General features: G+C 69.6%; 19 protein-coding genes and 4 riboswitches. Of the genes, 13 read left to right on the top strand and 6 right to left on the bottom strand.

Annotation, left to right across the window (positions count from 1 at the left end; genetic code table 11):
- Nucleotides 1-20: 20 nt before the first annotated feature.
- Nucleotides 21-215: riboswitch (cobalamin riboswitch) on the bottom strand.
- A 59-nt stretch (nt 216-274) separates the two neighbouring features.
- The 5 genes from metH to AC4PTB_RS16490 all read right to left on the bottom strand — a co-directional run bounded on the left by metH (nt 275) and on the right by AC4PTB_RS16490 (nt 7588).
- Nucleotides 275-3001, bottom strand: a complete 2727-nt coding sequence (gene metH, locus AC4PTB_RS16510) for a methionine synthase (RefSeq protein WP_492190951.1) — start codon at nt 2999-3001, stop codon at nt 275-277.
- On the bottom strand, nt 2998-4035 hold the full coding sequence (locus AC4PTB_RS16505) for a homocysteine S-methyltransferase family protein (protein ID WP_492190950.1): 1038 nt from the start codon (nt 4033-4035) through the stop codon (nt 2998-3000). The genes metH and AC4PTB_RS16505 overlap by 4 nt, the downstream gene beginning before the upstream one ends.
- A gap of 108 nt (nt 4036-4143) precedes the next feature.
- Nucleotides 4144-5598 carry a cobyric acid synthase gene (locus AC4PTB_RS16500; RefSeq protein WP_492190949.1) on the bottom strand — a complete coding sequence of 485 codons (1455 nt, stop codon included), beginning with the start codon at nt 5596-5598 and terminating at the stop codon, nt 4144-4146.
- Complete coding sequence (locus AC4PTB_RS16495; RefSeq protein ID WP_492190948.1) at nt 5595-7169, bottom strand: cobyric acid synthase; 1575 nt, start codon at nt 7167-7169, stop codon at nt 5595-5597. Before AC4PTB_RS16495 ends, AC4PTB_RS16500 begins: the two co-directional genes overlap by 4 nt.
- A 71-nt stretch (nt 7170-7240) precedes the next feature.
- Complete coding sequence (locus AC4PTB_RS16490) at nt 7241-7588, bottom strand: hypothetical protein (protein ID WP_492190947.1); 348 nt, start codon at nt 7586-7588, stop codon at nt 7241-7243.
- Nucleotides 7589-7761: 173 nt separating this feature from the next.
- Nucleotides 7762-7947, bottom strand: a riboswitch (cobalamin riboswitch).
- Between the two features lie 82 nt (nt 7948-8029).
- Nucleotides 8030-8192, top strand: a riboswitch (cobalamin riboswitch).
- A gap of 151 nt (nt 8193-8343) precedes the next feature.
- Here AC4PTB_RS16490 and AC4PTB_RS16485 point away from each other — a divergent pair.
- The 13 genes from AC4PTB_RS16485 (at nt 8344) to AC4PTB_RS16425 (ending at nt 20822) form a co-directional block, all read left to right on the top strand.
- Nucleotides 8344-9207 carry a DUF4198 domain-containing protein gene (locus tag AC4PTB_RS16485; protein WP_492190946.1) on the top strand — a complete coding sequence of 288 codons (864 nt, stop codon included), beginning with the start codon at nt 8344-8346 and terminating at the stop codon, nt 9205-9207.
- A 19-nt stretch (nt 9208-9226) separates the two neighbouring features.
- A riboswitch (cobalamin riboswitch) is annotated at nt 9227-9422 on the top strand.
- Nucleotides 9423-9550: 128 nt separating this feature from the next.
- Nucleotides 9551-11371 (top strand): TonB-dependent receptor plug domain-containing protein, encoded by a 1821-nt coding sequence (locus AC4PTB_RS16480; protein ID WP_492190945.1) that lies wholly within the window; start codon nt 9551-9553, stop codon nt 11369-11371.
- 103 nt (nt 11372-11474) lie between these two features.
- Nucleotides 11475-12287, top strand: coding sequence for an ABC transporter substrate-binding protein (locus tag AC4PTB_RS16475; protein ID WP_492190944.1), 813 nt, complete (start codon nt 11475-11477; stop codon nt 12285-12287).
- Nucleotides 12284-13267 (top strand): FecCD family ABC transporter permease, encoded by a 984-nt coding sequence (locus AC4PTB_RS16470; RefSeq protein WP_492190943.1) that lies wholly within the window; start codon nt 12284-12286, stop codon nt 13265-13267. The genes AC4PTB_RS16475 and AC4PTB_RS16470 overlap by 4 nt, the downstream gene beginning before the upstream one ends.
- Nucleotides 13264-13998 (top strand): ABC transporter ATP-binding protein, encoded by a 735-nt coding sequence (locus tag AC4PTB_RS16465; RefSeq protein WP_492190942.1) that lies wholly within the window; start codon nt 13264-13266, stop codon nt 13996-13998. The genes AC4PTB_RS16470 and AC4PTB_RS16465 overlap by 4 nt, the downstream gene beginning before the upstream one ends.
- Complete coding sequence (locus AC4PTB_RS16460) at nt 13995-14681, top strand: adenosylcobinamide amidohydrolase (protein WP_492190941.1); 687 nt, start codon at nt 13995-13997, stop codon at nt 14679-14681. The genes AC4PTB_RS16465 and AC4PTB_RS16460 overlap by 4 nt, the downstream gene beginning before the upstream one ends.
- Nucleotides 14682-14895: 214 nt before the next feature.
- Nucleotides 14896-15843, top strand: coding sequence for a biotin synthase BioB (gene bioB, locus AC4PTB_RS16455; protein ID WP_492190940.1), 948 nt, complete (start codon nt 14896-14898; stop codon nt 15841-15843).
- Complete coding sequence (locus AC4PTB_RS16450; RefSeq protein WP_492190939.1) at nt 15840-16973, top strand: 8-amino-7-oxononanoate synthase; 1134 nt, start codon at nt 15840-15842, stop codon at nt 16971-16973. The genes bioB and AC4PTB_RS16450 overlap by 4 nt, the downstream gene beginning before the upstream one ends.
- A complete protein-coding gene (gene bioD, locus AC4PTB_RS16445) occupies nt 16970-17587 on the top strand; it encodes a dethiobiotin synthase (RefSeq protein ID WP_492190938.1) in 618 nt (205 codons plus the stop codon). Before AC4PTB_RS16450 ends, bioD begins: the two co-directional genes overlap by 4 nt.
- Nucleotides 17584-18855: an adenosylmethionine--8-amino-7-oxononanoate transaminase gene (gene bioA / locus AC4PTB_RS16440; protein WP_492190937.1), complete on the top strand. Its 1272-nt coding sequence runs from the start codon at nt 17584-17586 to the stop codon at nt 18853-18855. The genes bioD and bioA overlap by 4 nt, the downstream gene beginning before the upstream one ends.
- A complete protein-coding gene (locus tag AC4PTB_RS16435; protein WP_492190936.1) occupies nt 18855-19451 on the top strand; it encodes a pimeloyl-ACP methyl esterase BioG family protein in 597 nt (198 codons plus the stop codon). Before bioA ends, AC4PTB_RS16435 begins: the two co-directional genes overlap by 1 nt.
- Entirely contained in the window at nt 19448-20176 is a 729-nt protein-coding gene (locus AC4PTB_RS16430; RefSeq protein ID WP_492190935.1) for a methyltransferase domain-containing protein, read from the top strand. The genes AC4PTB_RS16435 and AC4PTB_RS16430 overlap by 4 nt, the downstream gene beginning before the upstream one ends.
- A 43-nt stretch (nt 20177-20219) precedes the next feature.
- Nucleotides 20220-20822 carry a GntR family transcriptional regulator gene (locus AC4PTB_RS16425; RefSeq protein WP_492190934.1) on the top strand — a complete coding sequence of 201 codons (603 nt, stop codon included), beginning with the start codon at nt 20220-20222 and terminating at the stop codon, nt 20820-20822.
- 22 nt (nt 20823-20844) lie between these two features.
- On the opposite strand, the gene AC4PTB_RS16420 is transcribed toward AC4PTB_RS16425, so the two are convergent.
- Nucleotides 20845-21966 carry a CobW family GTP-binding protein gene (locus tag AC4PTB_RS16420; RefSeq protein ID WP_492190933.1) on the bottom strand — a complete coding sequence of 374 codons (1122 nt, stop codon included), beginning with the start codon at nt 21964-21966 and terminating at the stop codon, nt 20845-20847.
- Between the last annotated feature and the right edge of the window lie 78 nt (nt 21967-22044).

Here is a 22044-nt window from a genome sequence, read left to right as displayed (position 1 = left end):
GTTGGATGGATGGGCCCTTGGGGCCCGGCGGTCTCGGGGCTGGTTTCCGGGCTTGCAATGCGTGCTCTCGCACCCGGGCGCGGCGCCTTCCCGGAGTTGGGTCCAGTGGCCTTGCCGTCCCTCATTGCTCACCGTTGCGGGGGCAGCGCCGGTCTTGCACCGGCTTCCCAATTCTCCCGGCCTTGCGGACGGGCACCCTGAGCCCCTCAGCCTGACAGATTGTTGCAGCGGGTGCGTGCCAAAAACGACACGTCTTCCGTGCTTCAAGACAGGTTCACGCGGCCACCGCCGGGGCAGAGGGCGCAGCACTTCCCAGCACCGGGGCCAGCCAGCGCTGCACCTCGGTCAGATCCATGCCCTTGCGCGCGGCGTAATCGGCGGCCTGATCCTGCTCGATCCGGGCCAGACCGAAATAATAGGCCTCAGGATGACCGATATAGAGCCCCGAGACGGAAGAGCCGGGCCACATCGCCATGCTGTCGGTCAGATGCACGCCGGTCGCGGTCTCGGCCTCGAGCAGCCGGAACAGCGTCAGCTTTTCCGTGTGGTCGGGCTGGGCTGGATAGCCGGGCGCGGGGCGGATACCGCGATAGGGCTCGCCCACCAGCTGATCGGGGGCGAAGTCTTCCTCGGGCGCATAGCCCCAATAGTCGCGCCGCACCCGCTGATGCAGGGCTTCGGCCAGGGCCTCGGCGAAGCGGTCGGCCAGCGCCTTGACCATGATCGCGGAGTAATGGTCATTGGCGGCGTCGAAGCGCGCGGCGATCTCGGCCTCTTCCGGGCCGGCGGTGACGACGAAACCGCCCAGATAATCGGGCACCGTGCCCGCGGGCGCAACGAAATCGGCCAGCGCCACATTCGGGCGGCCTTCGCGCTTGCCGGTCTGCTGGCGCAGGGTGAAGAAAGTGGCCAAATCTTCGGACCGGGTTTCGTCGGTGTAAAGCCGGATATCGTCGCCCACCGCCTGCGCGGGCCAGAATCCCACGACGGCGCGCGGGGTGAACCAGCGTTCCGCGATGATCTGCGCCAGCATCGCCTGGGCATCGGCAAAGAGCGCCCGGGCGGCTTCGCCTTTTTCGGAATCTTCGAAAATCCGCGGATAGACCCCCTTCAGCTCCCAGGCATGGAAGAAGGGTGTCCAGTCGATATACCGCGCCACCTCGGCCAGATCCCAGTCATCGATCACCCGCGGGCCGAAAAACTGCGGCGCGGGAACGGCATAGCCCGACCAGTCGAGCCGCAAAGCATTGGCCCGGGCGGCGGCCAGTGGCAGCCGCACCTTGGCGGCCTCGTCGCGGGCATGACGGGCGGCGATCTGCGCATAGTCTTCGCGGATCTGCGCCGCGTAGTCAGCCTTTTGCGTTGGGCTGAGCAACGCCCCAACCACCCCCACGGCCCGGCTGGCATCGAGCACATAAACCGCCTGCCCGCGGCTGTAGGCGGGGGCGATCTTCACCGCCGTATGCACCTTGGAGGTGGTCGCGCCCCCGATCAGCAGCGGAATGTCGAAGCCCTCGCGCTCCATTTCCGCGGCCAGATGCACCATCTCGTCCAGACTCGGCGTGATCAGCCCGGAAAGCCCGATCGCATCGACCTTTTCGGCCCGCGCCACTTCCAGGATCTTTTGCGGCGGCACCATCACGCCCAGATCGACGATCTCGTAATTGTTGCAGGCCAGCACGACGCCGACGATGTTCTTGCCGATGTCATGCACATCGCCCTTGACCGTGGCCATCAGGATCTTGCCCGCGGTCTCGCGCCCCTCGCCGCCGCGCGCGGCTTTCTCGGCATCCATATAGGGCAGCAGCACGGCGACCGCCTGTTTCATCACCCGGGCCGATTTCACCACCTGCGGCAGGAACATCTTGCCTGCACCGAACAGGTCACCGACGACGTTCATCCCCGCCATCAGCGGCCCTTCGATCACATGCAGCGGGCGTTCGGCCAACTGCCTTGCGGCCTCGGTGTCTTCCTCGATGAATTCGGTGATGCCATTGACCAGCGCATGTTCCAGCCGCTTTTCCACCGGCCAGTCGCGCCAGGCCAGATCGCGGGTCTTTTCCTCGCGCGCGCCGCCGCGGAAGCGCTCGGCCACCTCCAGCATCCGCTCGGTCGCGGTGCCGCCCGATTTGGGCTGGCGGTTGAGCACCACATCCTCGCAGGCTTCGCGCAGCTCGGGATCGATCTGGTCATAGACCACCAGCTGCCCGGCATTGACGATCCCCATATCCATCCCGGCGCGGATGGCGTGATACAGAAACACCGCATGCATCGCCGCGCGCACGGGTTCGTTGCCGCGAAAGCTGAAGGACAGGTTCGACACCCCGCCCGAGATATGGGCATGCGGCAGGTTCTGCCGGATCCAGCGCGTCGCCTCGATGAAATCGACGCCGTAATTGTCGTGCTCCTCGATGCCGGTGGCGACGGCAAAGACGTTCGGGTCAAAGATGATGTCTTCGGGCGGAAAGCCGATCTCCTCGACCAGAATCCGATAGGCGCGGGCGCAGATCTGGGTCTTGCGGGCGAAACTGTCGGCCTGGCCCTGTTCGTCAAAGGCCATCACCACCACCGCCGCGCCATAGGCCAGACACAGCGCCGCGTGATGGCGGAAGATCTCTTCGCCTTCCTTGAGGCTGATCGAATTGACGACTGGCTTGCCCTGCACGCATTTCAGCCCGGCCTCGATCACCTCCCATTTCGAGCTGTCGATCATCACCGGCACCCGGGCGATGTCGGGCTCGGCCGCAAGCAGGTTGAGGAAGGCGACCATCGCCGCCTGACTGTCGATCAGCCCCTCGTCCATGTTGATGTCGATGATCTGCGCGCCGTTTTCCACCTGATCGCGCGCCACATCCAGCGCGGCGGCATAATCGCGCGCGACGATCATCTTGCGGAACCGGGCCGAGCCGGTGACATTCGTCCGCTCGCCGATGTTCACGAAGGGAATGTCGGGCGTCAGGGTAAAGGGCTCCAGCCCCGAAAGACGCAGGTAACGGCTCATGACAGGGCCCTCGGCGGGAAAGGTTTCACAGCTTCCGCGATGGCGCGGATATGATCGGGGGTGGTGCCGCAGCAGCCGCCCACCACATTGACCAGCCCCTCGCGGGCAAATTCCGCCACCTGCGCGGCGGTCCGGTCGGGGGTTTCGTCATATTGGCCAAAGGCATTGGGCAGCCCGGCATTGGGATAGGCGCAGATCGCGCAATTGGCCACGCCCGCCAGTTCCGCCAGATGCGGACGCATCGCGCTGGCGCCAAGCGCGCAGTTCAGCCCCACGGTGAAGGGCCGGGCATGGGCCACGGAATGCCAAAACGCGGTCGGCGTCTGGCCTGAAAGCGTGCGCCCCGAGGCATCGGTGATCGTGCCCGAGATCATCACCGGCAGCCGCTCGCCGCGCTCGGCAAAGGCTTCGAAACAGGCGAAAATGGCCGCCTTGGCGTTCAGCGTGTCAAAGATCGTTTCGATCAGCAGGATATCGGCGCCGCCCGCGATCAGCCCGCGCACCTGCTGGCCATAGGCCGTGCGCAGATCGTCGAAGGTGACGGCGCGGTAGCCCGGGTCGTTCACATCGGGCGAGAGCGAGGCGGTGCGGTTCGTCGGCCCCACCGCCCCCGCGACGAAGCGGCGCCGCCCGTCGGTGGCCTCGGCGCGGTCCATCGCCGCCCGCGCCACCCGCGCGCCCGCGGCGTTCAGGTCAAACACCGCCGCTTCCAGCCCGTAATCGGCTTGCGCGATCGTGGTGGCCGAGAAGGTGTTGGTCTCGACGATATCCGCCCCCGCCATCGCATAGCGGAAATGGATCTCCTCGATCGCCTGCGGCTGGGTCAGCACCAGCAGGTCGTTGTTGCCCTTTTGCGGATGCGCCGTGGCATGGCGGCAGGCGCAGCCCGAGCCATGGCCCAGAAAATCGTCCTCGGTCAGGCCAAGCTGCTGGATCTGCGTGCCCATCGCCCCGTCAAGGATCAGGATCCGGTCACGGGCAAGGGCCTCAAGCGCGGCAAAGGCCGTCGATCTGGGCAGTGTCTGGGTCAGCATGGCAATCTCCCTCGGGTGGAAGGCAGATAGGCCACAAATCATCCCACAGCAAATTCATAATCATCAGGATAATTATGAATTTCACTCATGTCGCCGCCGGATGCGGCGTCATCGCGCCAGAGCCAGAAGCGCGCCAAGGTCGAGATCGGCCTCGATTTCCGCGGCAAAGGCGTCAAGGGCGGCCCCGATCCGGGCGTCATGGTCCTGCGCCGCGGCGGTGACGCCCAGCTGTGCAAGCCAATGGCCGCGAAAGCCCGCGGCGCCGAAAATCCCGTGCAGATAGCTGCCCATCACCTTGCCATCGGCGGAGATCGCCCCCTCGGCCCGCCCGTCAAGGGTCAGCCACGGCCGCGCCAGATCCGGGCCGAAGCTCTCGCCCATATGCATCTCGTAGCCCTGCACGCGGGCACCGCTGAGGCTGTCCCGCGCGTCGATCGCGGCCAGCCGTTTCCTTGGCCCGATCACCGTTTCCAGATCAAGCAGCCCCAGCCCCGCGGTCTCGCCCGGGCTGCCCTCGATCCCTTCGGGGTCGCGCACGACACGGCCAAGCATCTGAAACCCCGCGCAAATGCCCACAACGCGCCCGCCCCGGCGCAGATGCGCGCGGATATCGATGTCCCAGCCCTCGGCGCGCAGCGCGATGAGCGCGGCCCGGGTGGCCTTTGACCCGGGCAGGATCACCACCGCCGCCTCGGCCGGGATCGGCTGACCGGGGCGGACCCAGCGCAGATCGACGCCGGGTTCAGCGGCGAGCGGATCAAGATCGTCGAAATTCGCCACCCGCGGCAGGTCAAGCACCGCCACGACAAGCGCCCCCGCCGCACCGCGCTGGCGCGCAAACCCGAGCGAATCTTCCTCGGGCAGATGCCGGGCCACCTCGGACCAGCGCATCAGCCCCAGCACCGGCCAGCCGGTCTCGGCGCGGATATCGGCGGCGGCCGGGGCAAAGATCGCCGGATCGCCGCGGAATTTCGTCACGATCACGCCTGCCACCCGCGCCCGTTCGGAAGCGGTCCAAAGGTGATGATGCCCGATCACCGCCGCCGTCACCCCGCCGCGCGACTCGTCGCCCAGAAGCAGCACCGGCAGATCGGCGGCCTCGGCCAGACCCATGTTGGAAATGTCCTGCGGCCGCAGATAGCGTTCGGCGCCGCTGCCCGCCCCCTCGATCAGCACCAGATCATGGCTGGCCGACAGCCGATCCAGGCTCTCGATCACCCGCGGTCGCAGGCTTGGCTTCAGCGCCTGATACTCCGCCGCCGAGAACCGCCCCAGCACCTGCCCCTGCACCACCACCTGCGCATCGACATCGCTGTCGGGCTTGAGCAGCACCGGGTTCATGTGGACGGACAGGGGAACCCCCGCCGCCCGCGCCTGAAGCGCCTGCGCCCGGCCGATCTCGCCGCCATCCGCCGTCACCGCCGCGTTGTTCGACATGTTCTGCGCCTTGAAGGGCGCCACCTTCAGCCCGCGCCGGGTGAAGGCCCGCGCCAGCCCCGCGACGAACAGGCTTTTCCCCACATCCGAGCCGGTGCCCAGCACCATCAGCCGCCGCGCCGTCATTTCGCCAGCGCCAGCAGCGCGTCCAGATCGAGGTCCTGCTCCAGCTGATCGGCCAGCGCATCGAGCGTCGCCTCGGTCTGCGCGGCATGATCGAGGCCCGAGGCCCGCCCGCCCATCGCGGTGATCCAGTGGCTGCGAAAGCCATCCGCCGCAAAGAGCCCGTGCAGATAGGTCCCCATCACCCGGCCATCGCCCGACACCGCCCCCTCGGGGCGGCCGTCGAGCCGGAACCACGGCTGCGCAAGCCCCGGCCCGGTGGTACGTCCCATATGCATCTCGTAACCCGCCAGACCCTGACCGCTGCGCGCATCGGTCCCCCGCACCTCGGTCAGCATCTTGTCGCGCGTCATCACGGTTTCCAGATCGAGCAGCCCCAGACCCTCGGTCTCGCCCGCCGGGCCCTCGATCCCTTCGGGGTCGCGCACGACACGGCCAAGCATCTGAAACCCGGCGCAAATCCCGACGACGCGGCCGCCGCGGCGCAGATGCGCGCGGATATCCACATCCCAGCCCTGCGCGCGCAGCGTGGCCAGCGCGGCGCGGGTGGTTTTTGATCCCGGCAACAGCACCACATCGGCCTCGGGCGGGATCGGCTGGCCCTGGCGGACCCAGCGCAGATCGACGCCGGGCTCGGCGCCCAGCGGGTCGAGATCGTCGAAATTCGCCACGCCATCCAGATGCGGCACGGCGACGATCAGCCCCGCGCCATTGCCCCCGGCCGGGCGTTCCAGCGCCAGCGCATCCTCGGCGGGAAGCTGCCCCGCCGCCTCGAACCAGCGCGCAACCCCCAGAAAGGGCCAGCCGGTGATCTCGGTCATGGTCCGGCAGGCCGGTTCGTAAAGCGAGAAATAACCGCGGAACTTGTTGACCAGAATGCCTTTCACCCGCGCCCGCTCGGCCTCGTCATGCAGCATCCAGCTGCCGACGACGGCGGCCAGCGCGCCGCCGCGGTCGTTGTCGGTGAGCAGCACCACCGGCAGATCGGCCTCTTCGGCCAGACGCATGTTGGTGATGTCGCAATGCTTGATCCAGGTCTCGGTCGCCGCCCCCGCGCCTTCGACCAGCACCAGATCGGCCTCGGCAGCGATGCGGCGGTAGCTGTCGATCACCGCGGGCAGCAGGAAGGGCTTGAGGTGGTGATAGTGGCGCGCCGGCCAGTTGCCCAGCGCCCGGCCGCGCAGCACCACCTGCGAGCCGACCAGCGCCTGCGGCTTGAGCAGGACCGGGTTCATGTGGATCGAGGGCGCCACCCCGGCGGCGCGGGCCTGCAGCGCCTGCGCCCGGCCGATCTCGCCGCGCCGGGGCTGACCGTCGGGGCCGGGGGGCAGGTCGCTGTCCACGGTGACGGCGGCATTGTTCGACATGTTCTGCGCCTTGAACGGCGCCACTTTCAGCCCGCGCCTTGCATAGGCGCGGCACAGCCCGGCGACCAGCAGGCTTTTGCCGACATCGGAACTGGTGCCCTGGATCATCAGCGCCCGGCCGCGCCGCGGCGGCGGCGGGGTCAGGAACGGCACATCAAGCTCCGGCAGCGGCGGCACCGGATCGTGGTCGGGAAGCGAGAGGGTCATGGCAGGGTCCGTTCGGTCGGCAAGGCAAGGACGGCGCCGGGGCAGCCCCGACACCGGAAGGTTCGGCGCGATCAGTGCAGTAGGCCCGGCCCGGCGGTGATCTCGGCGGCGGCGCGGACGGGCGCGCCCGGGTCCGGGTCGAGAAGCGCCGCCACCGGCACCTCGGGGGGGACATCGCCCCAAAGCCGGGCACCCGCGGGCGTGGCCCACCAGACCACCGGGCAAAGCCTTGTGCCGCAACACAGGCTGGCAGAGCCGCTGATGTCGAAATCCGCCCCCACCGGCGCCAGCGCAAGCGCCTGGCACAGCCGGTTCAGAAAGGCGAGGCCGGGGCGGCAGGGCGCGTTGGCATGGCGGCAGGTGTTGCAGCCCAGCACCCGGAACGGGCGCAGACCGGGCGGGGATCCTCCGTCAGCCATGGCGGCGCCCCCCGGCCCGCGGGACGGGGCGATGCCCGGCGGAGAGGCCGCGCGGGGCGGGGATCGGGGTCGTGTCTTTCGGCGCCATACCGTTCCTCTGGCAGTGGGCCGGAAAGCGGTAAGGGGACAGGCCCCGGACATGCCGGGGCACCCTGCCTCCGGGCCCGCCGCCCGGGATGGTTTTCGGCCTGGCAGGTCTCCTGGCTTGCGGCTCGAACGCCCCTTGCGCCTTCCCGATCCTGGGATCAGTGGCCGTGCTCGGGGCTTGCCGCTTACAGTTGCGGGGGCAGCGCCGGACTTGCACCGGCTTCCCTTTTGCCCGCGGGATCAGCCGCGGAACCAAGGCGGGGGCAACATGCGCGCTTGCCGGGTGGCTGTCAACTGCCCGCGACGGAAGCCGATTGACGCGGGCGGCGGGCCCTGCCACAACCAAGGCGGGATTGGTTCCCCGCTTGGCGGGGATGAAAAGGGAATGCGGTGCGCCTTCGGGCAAACCCGCAGCTGCCCCCGCAACTGTGAGCGGCGAGCGACGGTCGACGATGCCACTGGGGATGCCCCGGGAAGGCCGACCCGAGCCCGGACCCGCAAGCCAGGAGACCTGCCACCCCCCGGGCCAAGGCCCGGTTTCACCGGACGCCGGGGTGCGCGTCTGGCCCCCGGGCCCGGCGCTCTGCCCGGCCCACCGGGGCCACATCCCTTCGTCCTTTCGCGTCTTGCGGCCGGTTGCCCGGACCGCGCCCCGGAAGGAAACGACCATGTTCTTGCACGGAAACCTGATGGCCGCCGCCCGCGCGCTGCTGGCGATCCCCCGCCCCGCCACGCCGGGGCTGATGGCGCATCTGCCCGAGGCGGGCGGCGTCCTGACCCTCGCCCTTGGCGATCCCCTGGGCGGGGGCGTCGTGCTGGATCTGCCGCCGCCGGGGGCGGTGGTGCATCTGCACGGCGCCCGCCGCACCGATCTGACCCCCGGGCTGACGGCGGATCTGCTGCAGGGCGCGGGCAATGCCGCGCGCGCCTGGCGGACCCGGGTCGATCTGTCGGCGCCGGGGTTGCACCGGATCCATGCCGAAGCCCCGGTCCGGCGCGATCCCGAGGGCCGCGGGCTGGTGCAGCACACGGCCGGGTGTTTCGTCTTGCGCGGCGCCGGAACCGCCAGCCCAGAGCCGCTCGGCCTTGCCGTCGAGATCCTGCCCGACCTGCTCTCGCCCGGGTTCCTGCCGGGGATGCGGTTTTCGGCACGGGTGCTGGCGCAGGGGCGGGCGCTGACGGCGACGACGGTGCTTCTGGAACGGGTGGGGGCGGAGCCTGTCGGCTCTCAGGTGCAAGCCCTGCCAGGCCATGGGGCGCCGCTGTGGATCGTGGCCGAAACCGACCGCGAGGGCCGGTTTCAGGTCGCTCTGCCCGCACCCGGGCTTTGGGCGATCACCGCGACGGGGCCGATCGGCTGGTCCGGGCTGCGGCCGCTGCGACATGTCATCACGCTCTGGCAGCGCTTCGGCGGACCGTCCAGCGGCCCCGAACAGGACGCCGAAGCCTTTGCAATGGCTTGGGAAACCGCCGTCACGCCGACGCCTTCCGGCGCCACCGCCGCGCCGCGGCCGCGCGAAAGCACCGCTTGACGCGCCGGGCGATTTCGTCTTGTCTGCGGCCCGTCCAAGTTCCGGCCTGCGGGTCGGATTGAAAGGGAACACGGAACGGCCCCCGGGCCCAGACCGTGGCTGCCCCCGCAACTGTGAGCGGCGAGCGACGTCGACTGGCCACTGGGTCCCGCCCGGGAAGGCCGACGAAGCGAAGACCCGTGAGCCAGGAGACCTACTTGGACGATCACCCACCCGGGCGCGAGGGGCGCCCCGGGAGCGGTCTGTCCGCAGAGGTGAGCTGTCGCCGTCTGCGGAAAGCCATGGCTTTTCCGCGACATCTCTCATGCCGGGCCGTTTGGCCCGAACGGAAAAGGTCTGTCCGATGCCGCCTCTGTCGCGTCTTGCCCTGCTCTCTGCCGCCGTCGCCTCTGCCGCCGCCCCCGTGCTGGCGCAGGAGGAGGTCACCGATCTGGACACGATCACCGTCACCGCCTCGGCGGAGCCGGTCAAGCTCAGCCGCACCGGGGCGACGGTCAATGTCCTCACCGCCGAGGAGATCGAGAAGGCTGGGGACAAATCGGTCGCGACGCTGCTGGCGCGTCTGCCGGGTCTCAGCATGACCCGCAACGGCGGACTGGGCGCCTCGACGGCGCTGCGCATTCGCGGCCTGTCCGGTCCCTATATCGGTGTGCGCATCGACGGGATCGACGTTGCAGACCCCGCGGGCACGCAATGCCAATACGATTTCGGCGCCACCACCGCGGGCGGGATCTCGCGCATCGAGGTACTGCGCGGGTCGCAATCTGCCCTTTACGGGTCCGAGGCGATCGGCGGCGTGGTCGACATCACCACGTTTCGCGCCAGCAAGGAAGGCACCGAGGCGCAAGTCGAACTGGAGACCGGGGCGCACGGCACCACCAGCGGCACCGCCTCGGTCGGCCTGAAGACGACCCTGGGGGAATTGGCGTTTTCCGCAAGCCGGATCGTCACCGACGGCATTTCCGCGGCGGCGGCGGGCACCGAGACCGACGGCTTTCGCGCCACCACGCTCAGCTTTTACGGCAGCTATGCGCTGACCGACACCGTCACCGTCGGGCTCAACGGAATTGCACGCGACAGTTTCAGCGAATTCGACAGCCCGCCAGCCGACACGGCCGAAACGGAAGACGGCAAGCTGCGCGGCCTGCGGGCCTTCGTGAATGCCGAGACCGGGGCGGTCCGCCACGAACTTTCCTATGCTCACACCGAAACCGAACGTCTCTATCCGCTTGGTTGGACAAAACTGTTCACCGGTACACGCGACCAGATCGGTTACAAGGGGAACTGGGATGCCGGCGGGGCTGTCTCGCTGAACTGGGGGCTCGACCGCACCGAGGAAGACTTCACCAATGACGCGGTTGGCGGCTCCAGCAGCACCAATTCCGTCTTCGGAGAGGCCCTCTATGCTCCGACCGAAACGCTCGATCTGTCCTTTGCCCTGCGCAATGACACGCATTCCAGCTTTGGCGGGAAGACCACGGGGCGGGCCGCGATGGCGTGGCGGCCGACCGACACCTGGGTCATCCGGGCGGTGGCGGGAACGGGGTTTCGCGCACCGTCGCTCTATGAGTTGCATGGTCCTTTCAAAAATCCCAACCTGCAACCCGAAACCAGCCGCAGCTATGAATTGGGCGCGGAATATCTTTTCGGCGCGGGAGGATCGGTGCAGGCGACGCTGTTTGATACCAAGATCAAGGACAAGATCCAATGGGCGGGCGGGGCTTACAATCAGGTGCCCGGAACCACGCAATCCCGCGGGGTCGAACTGACCGCTCGGACGCTGCTGACCACCGGATGGGACCTTTACGGCACCTATACCTACACCGACGCCTATGCGGTTTCGGGGACCGGTGTCGAAACCCCGGCGCTGCGTGTGCCGCGCAATGATCTGGTGATCGGTCTTGAGGGCCAGATCACCGACCGTCTGTCGGCATCGGTCGAGGCTGAACATGTCACCGATGTCTGGGACACTAATTCCTGGCCGCTGCCCGCCTCGAAGCTGCCCGATTACACGGTGGCGAACCTGTCGGTGTCTTATGATCTGACCGAGAGCGCTGCGGCCTATGTGCGGGTCGAGAATGTTTTCGACGAAACCTATCAGACCGTTCGCGACTACGGACAGCCCGGTCGGTCGTTTTATGTCGGGGTTCGTGCCAAGTTCTGACTCTGTTGCGCCGGAGGGCCTGGGCCTTCCGGCGTTCCTTTCGGGAAAGAAGGGCAAGATGACCGGTCGAGCAGAACTTTCGCGGGCTCAATGGCCAAAAGCGGTGAGCCGCGCCTTGCGGGCCGCAGGCTTTGCCATGCTCGGTGCGCTGGCGCTGCCGGTTGCGGCGGCGCCCGCCCGTGTCGTCTCGATCAACCTGTGCACCGATCAGCTGGCGATGATGCTGGCCGCACCGGGGCAGCTTGTGTCGGTCACGCATCTGGCGCGGGACCCCGCCGCCTCGGTGATGGCCGAGGCCGCCAAGGCCTGGCCCACGAACCGCGGTCAGGCCGAAGAAGTCTATCTGCTGCATCCCGATCTGGTGCTGGCCGGGCGCTACACCGCGCAGCCCACCGTGGCGATGCTGCGCCGCCTTGGCATTCCGGTCGCGGTCTTCGAGCCCGCCGACAGCTTTGCCGACATGCAGGCCGACATCACCCGGATGGGCGCCTTGCTCGGCCGCGAGCCCGAGGCCGCCGCGATGGCCGGGGCTTTCGCCGCAAGGCTTGCGCGGATCCGCGCGGCAAACCTGCCCGGGCCTCGGCCGCTCGCCGCCACCTGGTCGGCGCGCGGCTACATGTCGGGCCATGAAAGCCTTGCCGGAGAGATCCTGACCACTGCCGGCTTCGACACGCTGGCCGCGCGGATGGGGCGGGCGCAGGGCAGCACCCTGCCGCTCGAGGCGCTGGTTCTGGCCGATCCCGATCTGGTGGTCACCGGGCGGATCGGCCCCGGGTCGTCGCGTGCCGAGGAACCGCTGACCCATCCGGCGCTGCGCGCGCTGACCGGCCATCGCGCCGCCGTGGAAGACCGCGACTGGATCTGCGGCCTGCCCTCGGTTCTCGATGCCACCGACCGGCTCAAGGATATGAAATGACCGAAAGATCATTGCACACCGGGCTTGGGCTGGCGCTGGTCGCGCTGTTTGTCGCCTCGCTGCTGACCGGCGTGGCCGAGGTGGCGCCGCTGACCGCGCTCAAGGCGCTTCTCACCGGGGGCGAGGGGCCGCTGGGCCTGGTGATGCGGGAAATCCGGCTGCCGCGGGCGATTCTGGCCGTGCTGGTGGGGGCAAGCCTTGGGCTTTCGGGCGCGGCGATGCAGGGGCTGTTGCGCAACCCGATGGCAGAGCCCGGGGTGATCGGCATTTCCGCTGCCGCGGCGCTGGGCGCGGTGATCGCGCTGCAGACCGGGCTTGCCGCCAGCTTTGCCTTGGCCCTGCCGCTGGCGGCGCTGCTGGGGGCGCTGATCGGTGTCGCGGCGATCCTGTTTCTGGCCGGGCGCGGCGGCACGCTGGCGCTGATCCTGGCGGGGATCGCGCTCTCGGCGCTGGCCGCGGCGCTGACCTCGCTGGTGCTCAACCTTTCCCCCAATCCCTTTGCCGCACAGGATATCGTGTTCTGGATGATGGGCTCGCTCGCCGATTGCTCCTTCACCCATGTCGCGATCGCCGCGCCCTTCATCGCGCTGGGGGGCGTGCTGCTGGCCCGTTCCGGCCGCGGCCTTGAGGCGCTGACGCTCGGCGAGGAGGCTGCCGCCTCGATGGGCATCGACCTGACCCGGCTGCGGCTGACGGTGATCCTGGGCACGGCGGCCTCGGTCGGGGCGGCGACGGCGGTGGCGGGGACGGTCGGTTTCGTCGGCCTTGTCGTACCGCATCTGCTGCGCCCCCTTGTCGGCGCCAGCCCGGCGCGGCTTTTGCCCGCGGCGGCTTTGGGCGGCGCGGTGCTGGTGCTGATCGCCGATATTGCGGTGCGCAAGGTGCTGCCGGGGCAGGATCTGAAACTGGGCGTGCTGATGGCGCTGGTGGGGGCGCCGGTGTTCCTGAACCTGATCTGGCGCATGAGAGGCCAGCCATGAGCTTGCTGACATTGGACAATCTGACGGTGCAGCGGGGCGGGCGGGTGACCCTGCATCCGACCAGCCTGCGCGTCGGGCCGGGCGAGTTCATCGGCCTGATCGGCCCGAACGGGGCGGGGAAATCGACACTTCTGCGCGCGGCGCTGGGGCTGATCGCGGCGCGGGGCCAGTCCTCGCTGGCGCAGCTTTCGCCGCGCGCCCGGGCCCGGGCCGCCGCCTGGCTGCCGCAGCAGCGCGAAATCGCCTGGGGGCTGCGCGTCGCGGCGCTGGTGGCGCTGGCGCAGGACGGCCGCGAGGACGCGCCGCAGGTCGCGGCGGCGCTGACGCGGATGGATGTGGCGGCGCTGGCGCAGCGCCCGGCCACCGCGCTCTCGGGCGGCGAACAGGCGCGGGTGCTGATCGCCCGGGCCTTGGCGCAGGACACCCCGCTGCTTTTGGCCGACGAGCCGATCGCGGGCCTTGATCCGGCGCATCAGATCGCCTGCATGGCGCTTTTCGCCCGCCTTGCCGCCGAGGGCCGCACGGTGATCGCCTCGGCGCATGATCTGGGGCTCGCGGCACGGCATTGCACCCGGCTCTGGGTGCTGCATCAGGGCCGAATCGTCGCCGACGGCCCGCCCCGCGCCGTGCTGACCCCCGCGCTTTTGCGCGAGGTCTTCGCCATCCGCTGCCATCTCGCCGAGGCCGAGGGCGGGCTGATCGTGCACCCTCTGGCCGGGCTTGCGCCATGACGCCGTTGCAGGTCGGGCTGCAGCCGCCCTGGCTGGTCGTCGATCTGGGGGCGCCACTCCAGGTCCTGTCCTTCGCGCCGCACCGGCCCGGTCTGGTCACCGCGCGGCAGATCGTCTGGCGCGAGGTGCGCAACGCCGATCTGCCGCCGGGGCTTGATGTCGGGCCGTGGTTTGCCGATGTGCTGGCCGAGCGCGGGCTGCAGGACGCGGTGGCGATGCTGACCTCGCGCGATATCCGCCGGGTCACCCGCGCCAGCTGCACCGTGGCGGACTGGACGGTCGAGGTGCTGGCGACGGTGGGGCTGGGCAATGCGGAAGCGGTCGGGCGCCGTCTGCCGCCGCGCGATCCCGAGGCCGCGGGCTATGGCACGATCAACCTGGCGCTGCGGATCGCCTCCACCCTGCCGGGTCATGGCCTGACGATGGCCGCGCAGATCGAGGCGCTGAGCCTTGTCGCGCAGGCGCGCACGGCGGCGGTGATGGCGGTGGGGCTTGATCTGCCCACCGGACGGGCCACCGGCACCGGCACCGATTGCATCGCTATCGCCGCAAGCCCGGGCCGCGAAGCCCATGCCGGGCTGCACACCGCGCTTGGCGAGGCGATCGGCCACGCCGTCCTGCAGGCCGTGGGCTGCGGCGCCCGCGACTGGATGGACGAGAACCGGCGGCCCTGCGCCGGATAGCCGCCGCCCGGCCCGGCCGGGTCCCGTCCCCGGATCATATATTATAGTCAGGCGGGCGCGGACCTTTGGCCGGAGTTTCCGGCCGGAAAACGCCCAAGCCGCTGAAAACAGGGCAAAGACAGTCGCGGTCCTGCGACGGGATCATAGATAGTTTTCGAAATTGAGGCCGCGTCCGATTTGCGATCCCCTGACGGCGACAGCCAAAAGGATCGCCATGCACAGCACAGCCCAAGACCTTTACACCCTGCCGTTGATGGATCTTCTGTTCCGGGCGCAAAGCGTGCACCGGCAGAATTTCGACCCCAACCGCATCCAATGCGCCAAGCTTCTGTCGATCAAGACCGGCGGCTGCGGCGAGGATTGCGCCTATTGCGCGCAATCGCGGCGCAACGGCGCGAAGCTGCCCGCCGCGAAACTGCTGGAGGTGCAAAAGGTTCTGGCCGAGGCGCAAAAGGCCAAGGAGGCGGGGGCCACGCGCTATTGCATGGGCGCGGCCTGGCGCTCGCCCAAGGACCGCGACATGCCCGCGGTGCTGGCGATGGTCGAGGGGGTGAAGGCGCTCGGGCTGGAGACCTGCATGACGCTGGGCATGCTGGATGACGCGCAGGTGCGGCAGCTGAAGGCGGCGGGGCTGGATTACTACAACCACAATATCGACACGTCGGAGCGGTTTTACCCTTCGGTGATCTCCACCCACAGCTTTGCCGACCGGCTGGAGACGCTGGACCGCGTCCGCGCGGCGGGGATCAATGTCTGTTCGGGCGGGATCGTCGGCATGGGCGAGACCGCCGAGGACCGGATCAGCATGATCCAGACGCTGGCCGATCTGCCGGAACCGCCGCAATCGGTCCCGATCAACATGCTGATGCCGATGGCCGACACGCCGCTGGCCGATGCCGCGCCGCTCGATCCGATCGAGATGGTCCGCACCATCGCCACCGCCCGGATCCTGATGCCGAAATCCTATGTGCGGCTTTCGGCGGGGCGCAGCGCGATGTCGGACGAGCTGCAGGCAATGTGCTTCTTTGCCGGGGCGAATTCGATCTTCGTCGGCGACACGCTTTTGACCGCTGAAAACCCCGATGACAGCGCCGATGCCCGGCTTTTCGCCAAGCTCGGCCTGCGCCCCGAGGCGCCGCGGCCCTGCGGGGATGCGGCATGAGCCAGTATCCCCGTCATGCCGCGCGTCTTGCCCGGCTGGCCGACCGCGGGCGGGCGCGGGCGCTGACCCCGGCGCGGGGGCTTGATTTCGCCTCGAACGATTACCTTGGCCTGCGGACCTCGGCGGTTCTGGCGCAGGCGGTGGCCGAGGCCCTGGCGCGCGGGGTTGCGGTGGGGGCGGGCGGATCGCGGCTTTTGCGCGGCAATGACCCGGAATTCGAGGCGCTGGAACAGGAGGCCGCCGCGTTCTTTGGCGCCGAGGCCTGTCTTTACATGGGCGGCGGGTTTCAGGCCAATCAGGCGGTCTTTGCGACGCTGCCGATGGCGGGGGATCTGGTCGTGCATGATGCGCTGATCCATGCCAGCGCGCATGAGGGGCTGCGGCTGGGCCCGGCCGAGGCGCGCAGCTTTCGCCACAATGACCCGCAGGATGCGGCCGATCAGATCCGGCTCTGGCGGGCGGCGGGCGGGCGCGGCCGGGTCTGGATCGCGCTTGAGACGCTTTACTCGATGGAGGGCGATTTCGCCCCCGTGGACGATTTCGCCGCCCTTGCGCGGCGCGAAGATGCGGTGCTGATCCTCGACGAGGCGCATGCGACCGGGCTTTACGGCCGCGACGGGCGCGGTCTGGCGCCCGAGGTGGGCGATCTGGCGCTGATCGTCGTGCATACCTGCGGCAAGGCGCTGGGGGCAAGCGGGGCGCTGGTCTGCGCCGATCGGGTGGTGATCGAGACGCTGGTGAACCGTGCCCGGCCCTTCCTCTATGCCACCGCGCCCTCGCCCTTGCTGGCGGCGGCGGTGCGGACGGCGCTGCGGCTTTTGCCGGCGCGGCCCGGGCTGCGCGCCCATGCGGCGGCCCTGCGGGCACGGGCGCAGCACCGCGCGGCGCAGATCGGCTGGGAGGCCGGGCAAAGCCAGATCCTGCCACTGATCCTTGGCACGGATGCCGCCGCGCTGCAGGCCGCGCAGGCCCTGCAGCAGGCGGGCTTCGATCTGCGCGCCATCCGCCCGCCGACCGTGCCCAAAGGCACGGCGCGGCTGCGGCTGTCGCTCACCGGCGGGCTGCAGCTTGCCGATATCGACGCGCTCTTCGACGCGCTGGACAGCCTGCGGATCGGGGGGCTGCGATGACCTCTGCCCTTGTGATCACCGGCACCGATACGGGCGTCGGCAAGACTGTCTTCAGCGCCGGGCTGACGCTGGCCCTGCAGGCAACCTATTGGAAACCGGTTCAGGCCGGGCTGGAGGAGGAGACCGACCGCGAGACGGTGGCGCGGCTGACCGGCTGCCCGACCCTGCCCGAGGCCTACCGGCTGCGCACCCCGGCCTCGCCGCATCTTGCCGCGGCGCGGGATGGGGTCGAGATTGCGCCGATGGCCCTGCCCGATCTGCCCGGCCCGCTGGTCGTCGAGGGGGCGGGCGGCGCGCTGGTGCCGCTGGCCGGGCGCAGGCTTTACGCCGATCAGATGGCGGACTGGCAGGCGCCGGTGATCGTGGTGGCGCGCACGGCGCTGGGCACGATCAACCACAGCCTTCTGACGATCGAGGCGCTGCGCGCCCGCCGCGTGCCGGTGCTGGGCATCGCGTTCATCGGCGCGGAGGTGCGCGACAGTCAGGACACGATCTGCCGTCTGGCCGGTCTGCCCTCGCTTGGCCGTCTGCCGCAGCTGCCCGATTTGAGCCGCGCGGGGCTGGCCGCGGCCTTCCGCGGCATCGACCTGACGACGATCCGGGGGGCGCTGTGACCGACGATCTGGCCTTTGATGCTGCCCATGTCTGGCATCCCTATACCGCGCGGGTCTCCGCCACGCCGCAGCACAAGATCGTCGCCGCCAAGGGGATCTGGCTGACGCTGGAAGACGGGCGGCAGATGATCGACGCGATGTCCTCGTGGTGGTGCGCGGCCTTTGGCCATGCGCCCGAGCCGCTGGTGCGGGCCGTGCAGGAACAGGCCGCGACCCTGCCGCATGTGATGTTCGGCGGGCTGACGCATCGCCCCGCCATCGCGCTGACCCGCCGTCTGGTCAAGGCCCTGCCCGAGGGGCTGGATCAAGTGTTTTACGCCGACAGCGGCTCGGTCGCGGTCGAGGTGGCGGTGAAGATGGCGGTTCAGGCGCAGCTGGCGCAGGGGCGGCGCGGGCGCACCCGGCTGGCCACGGCGCGCGGCGGCTATCACGGCGACACCTGGAAGGCGATGAGCCTGTGCGACCCGGAGGCCGGGATGCATGCCCATTTCGGCAGCGCCATCGCGCCGCAACATTTCGTCGCCCGTCCGCCCGTGGCCTATGGCGCCGACTGGCCGGAGGAGGGCCGACTGAACGGGCTTGCCGAGGTCGAAGCGCTGTTCGAGCGCCACGGCGATCAGATCGCCGCCTTCATCCTCGAGCCCATCGTGCAGGGCGCCAGCGGGATGTATTTCTATCACCCCGCCTATCTGAAGGGGCTGCGGGCGCTTTGCGACCGCCATGACATTGCGCTGATCTTCGACGAGATCGCCACCGGCTTCAGCCGCACCGGCAGCGATTTCGCGCTGCACAAGGCCGGGGTGGTGCCCGACATCCTCTGTCTGGGCAAGGCGCTGACCGGCGGCATGATGAGCCTTGCCGCGACGGTTGCAAGCCGCGATCTGGCCGCGCGCGTGGGCGCGCTGATGCACGGGCCGACCTTCATGGCCAATCCGCTTGCCTGCGCGGCGGCCTGTGCCGCGATGGATCTGTGGCAAGGTCACGACTGGTCGGCCGAGGCCCGCCGGATCGAGGCGCAGCTGACGCAGGAGCTGGCGCCTGCGCGCGGGTTTGCGGGGGTGGCCGATTTGCGCTGTCTGGGCGGCATCGGCGTGATCGAGATGAAAGCCCCCCTGCCGATGGCGGCGATCCACCGCTTTTGCGCGCAAACCGGCGTCTGGCTGCGTCCCTTCGGCCGGGTTCTTTACGCGATGCCGCCGCTGACGATCGGGCCGGACGATCTGAGCCGCGTCAGCGCCGCGATGCGCACCATCGCCGCGGGGCTGTGATGCGGGCAGACTGGCTGCAGCGGCGGGGCAGCGCGGATCTGATCCTGGTCTTTGCGGGCTGGGCCGTGGGCCTTGATCCGTTTCGGCATCTGAGCGGCGCGGCGGATGTGCTGGTGCTGTCGGATTATCGCGACGAAACCCTGCCCGAGGCGCTCTGGACGCCCTATCGCCGCCTGAATGTCGTGGCCTATTCGATGGGTGTCGCCGTCGCCGCCCGGCATCTGCCGCGGCTGCGGCCCGAGCGCGCGGTGGCGATCTGCGGCGCCCCCGATCCGCGCGCGGTGATCGGCCCGGCGATCTATGACGCCACCCTTGCCGGGCTGAGCCCGCAGAGCCTTGCGCAATTTTCCCGCCGCGCCGGGGCCGCCGTGCCGCCCGGGGCCGAGATCGCGGCCCTGGCTGCGGAGCTGGGCGCGCTGGCCTGCCGCCCGGCCGCCGCCGCCCCGGCCTTTGACCGCATCCTTGCCGCGACCGGGGATCGCATCTTTCCCCGCGCCGCGATGGCCACCGCCTGGCCCGGCGCCGAGATCGACTGGATCGCGGGCGGCCACAGCCCCTTTGCGCGCTGGCGCGACTGGCAGGAGATCACCGGATGATCCCGCGCATCGCCGCGGGCTTTGCCCGCCATCTGGCAAGCTACGAGACCGCCGCCACCGCGCAGGCGCAGATCGCCGACCGGCTGGCGGCCCGGATCGCGCCGCTGGTTCCGCCCGCGGCGCGGCTGCTGGAGCTGGGCCATGGCACCGGGTTTCTGACGCGCCAGCTGGCGCGGCTGGCCCCCGGAGAAATCTGGCTCAATGACCTTGTGGCGCCGCTGCCCGAGATGTGCTGGCCCGCCGCAACGAAGGTGCGGGCGCTGCCCGGTGATGCCGCCGCGCTGCGCTTTCCCGCCGGGCTTGACCTGATCGCCTCTGCCTCGATGCTGCAATGGCTTGCCGATCCGGCAGCGCTTTTGCACCGGGCCGCGCAGGCGCTGCGCCCGGGGGGCATTCTGGCGCTCAGCAGTTTCGGGCCGGGGAATTTTCCCGAACTGGCCGGGCTGGGCCTGCCGCCCGGGGCGCCCGGCTATCGCGATGCGGCGGGGCTTTGCGCCGATCTGCCCGTGGGCATGCAGGTGCTTGCCGCCTGGGACGAAAGCCTTCCCCTGGTCTTTCCCGACGCCCGCGCGCTGATGGCGCATCTGCGCGCGACCGGGGTGAACGGGCTGCGGGCGGGCCATCTGTCGGCGCCCGGCCTGCGCGCGCTGATGCGGCAGATGAACCGGGCCGGTCTGACAACTTTGACCTATCGTCCGTCTTACTGTATGGCGCGGAAGTGCTGAGCGGCCCTCGGGTCGTTGAAATTTCCTTCAGATCCCGCCTTTCATGCCCGTATCGCCCACTCCGCAGCTGATCGCCGACGAAATCGCCCGCCGCATCATCCGCGGCGAGCTGATCGCGGGCGAACGTCTGCGGCAGGATTATGTGGCGGCAGAATTCGGCGTCAGTCACGTTCCGGTGCGCGAGGCGCTGTTGAAGCTGGCGGCGCGCGGGCTGGTGGTGTCGCAGCACAACAAGGGCGTGCAGGTCGCGCCGCTGGATCCGCTGGCGCAGCGCGAGCTGAAACTGATGCGTCTGGCGCTGGAGCCGCTGACGCTTCTGCATTCCGTGCCGCATCTGAACGCCGCGCAGGTGCGCGAGGCCGACCGGCTGCGCGAGGCCTGCGATCAGGCCGCCGACATCTACAGCTGGGAGGAAATGAACCGCGCCTTCCACATGCAGATCTATGCGGCCTGCGAGATGCCGCGGCTGCTGGAAACCGTCGAGAACATGCAGAATCTTGCGGCGCGTTACATCCTTGTCCACTACCGGTCGCGCTGGCGGCCGCGGATCGACACCGATCACCACGGCATCATCGCCGCGATCCGGCGCCGCGACGCCAAGGGCGCGGCTGCGATCCTCGAACGCCACCTGCAACGGCTGAACTAGCCCCGGTCTCTGGCCTGCGCGCTCAGCCCGGCAGCGGGTGCACCGTCGTTCCCGCCCGCAGCATCCCGACACTGTTGCGCAGGGCCTCCTGCGGCAGATCCCGCCCGATGATCACGATGCGGCTTTTGCGGTCGCTGCCGGTCCAGCGCGCCAGCCGCACCGGCGGATCGACGATATGCTGCACGCCATGGATCACATAGGGCGTGTCGATCCCCTCGGCCCAGAGCACCGCCTTGAGCCGCAGGATCTCTGCGCCGCGGGTGGCCAAAAGCGTCTCCAGCCAGAGATCGAGCATCACCGGATGGATCGGCGTGTCGAGCACCATCGAGACCGAGGTGATCCGGTCGTCATGCCGGGCCGGGGGCAGCATCGCGCCGTGCAGGTCCGGCCTGGCGGCGGGAAGGCCGAAAAGCCCATGCGTCGGGCCGCCGGGCTGGGCGACGGGTGCGGGGAGGAGGGGGGGCGCGGGGAGGAGGGAGGGCGTCGGCGGCGCCTTGATCCAGGCCTCGGCCTCGGGCAGGGGGGCGCCGGTCTCGGGGGCGCCGTGGCCGAACAGCTCGGCCACCGGCAGCTGGCCGGGCCTGGCCTGCAGCAGCCGGGCGCCGGGGGCAAGCGCCGCCAGCCGCGCGCTCAGCCGGGCGATGTCGAAGGGGCGGGCCAGATCGGTCTTCGTCAGCACCAGCACATCGGCCATCGCCACCTGCTGCACGCTTTCGAACCCCGCATCCAGCGTCGCCGCTCCGTTCACCGCATCGCAAACGGTGATCACCCCATCCAGCCGCAGCCTGCCGCGCAGCTGCGGCGCCACGATCAGCGTGTGCAGGATCGGCGTCGGATCGGCAAGGCCGGTGGTCTCGATCACGATGCGCGCAAAGGCCAGCTCGCCCCGGTCACGCCGGTCGAGCAGCCCCTCCAGCGCCGTCACCAGATCGCCGCGCACCGTGCAGCAGATGCAGCCCGAGGCGAGCAGCACGGTTTCCTCGGTCGTGCCGACGATCAGGTCGTGATCCAGCCCGACATCGCCGAATTCATTCACCACCACCGCGATCCGCCCCGCCGAGGCATCGGCCAGCAGCGCATTGAGCAAGGTGGTCTTGCCGGCGCCAAGATAGCCGGTCAGGAGTGTCAGGGGGATGCGGGTCATGCTGGCCTCATTAATGTTATAATGTAACATATATGAGGCCGCGGGGCCGGGCGCAACCGCCCGGGCGCCGGGGGGGCC

This window comes from Rhodobacter sp. 4.3.4 (genome assembly GCF_058724655.1).
The sequence above is the reverse complement of the archived record's forward strand: the minus strand, read 5'-3'. Positions and strand labels throughout refer to the sequence as shown.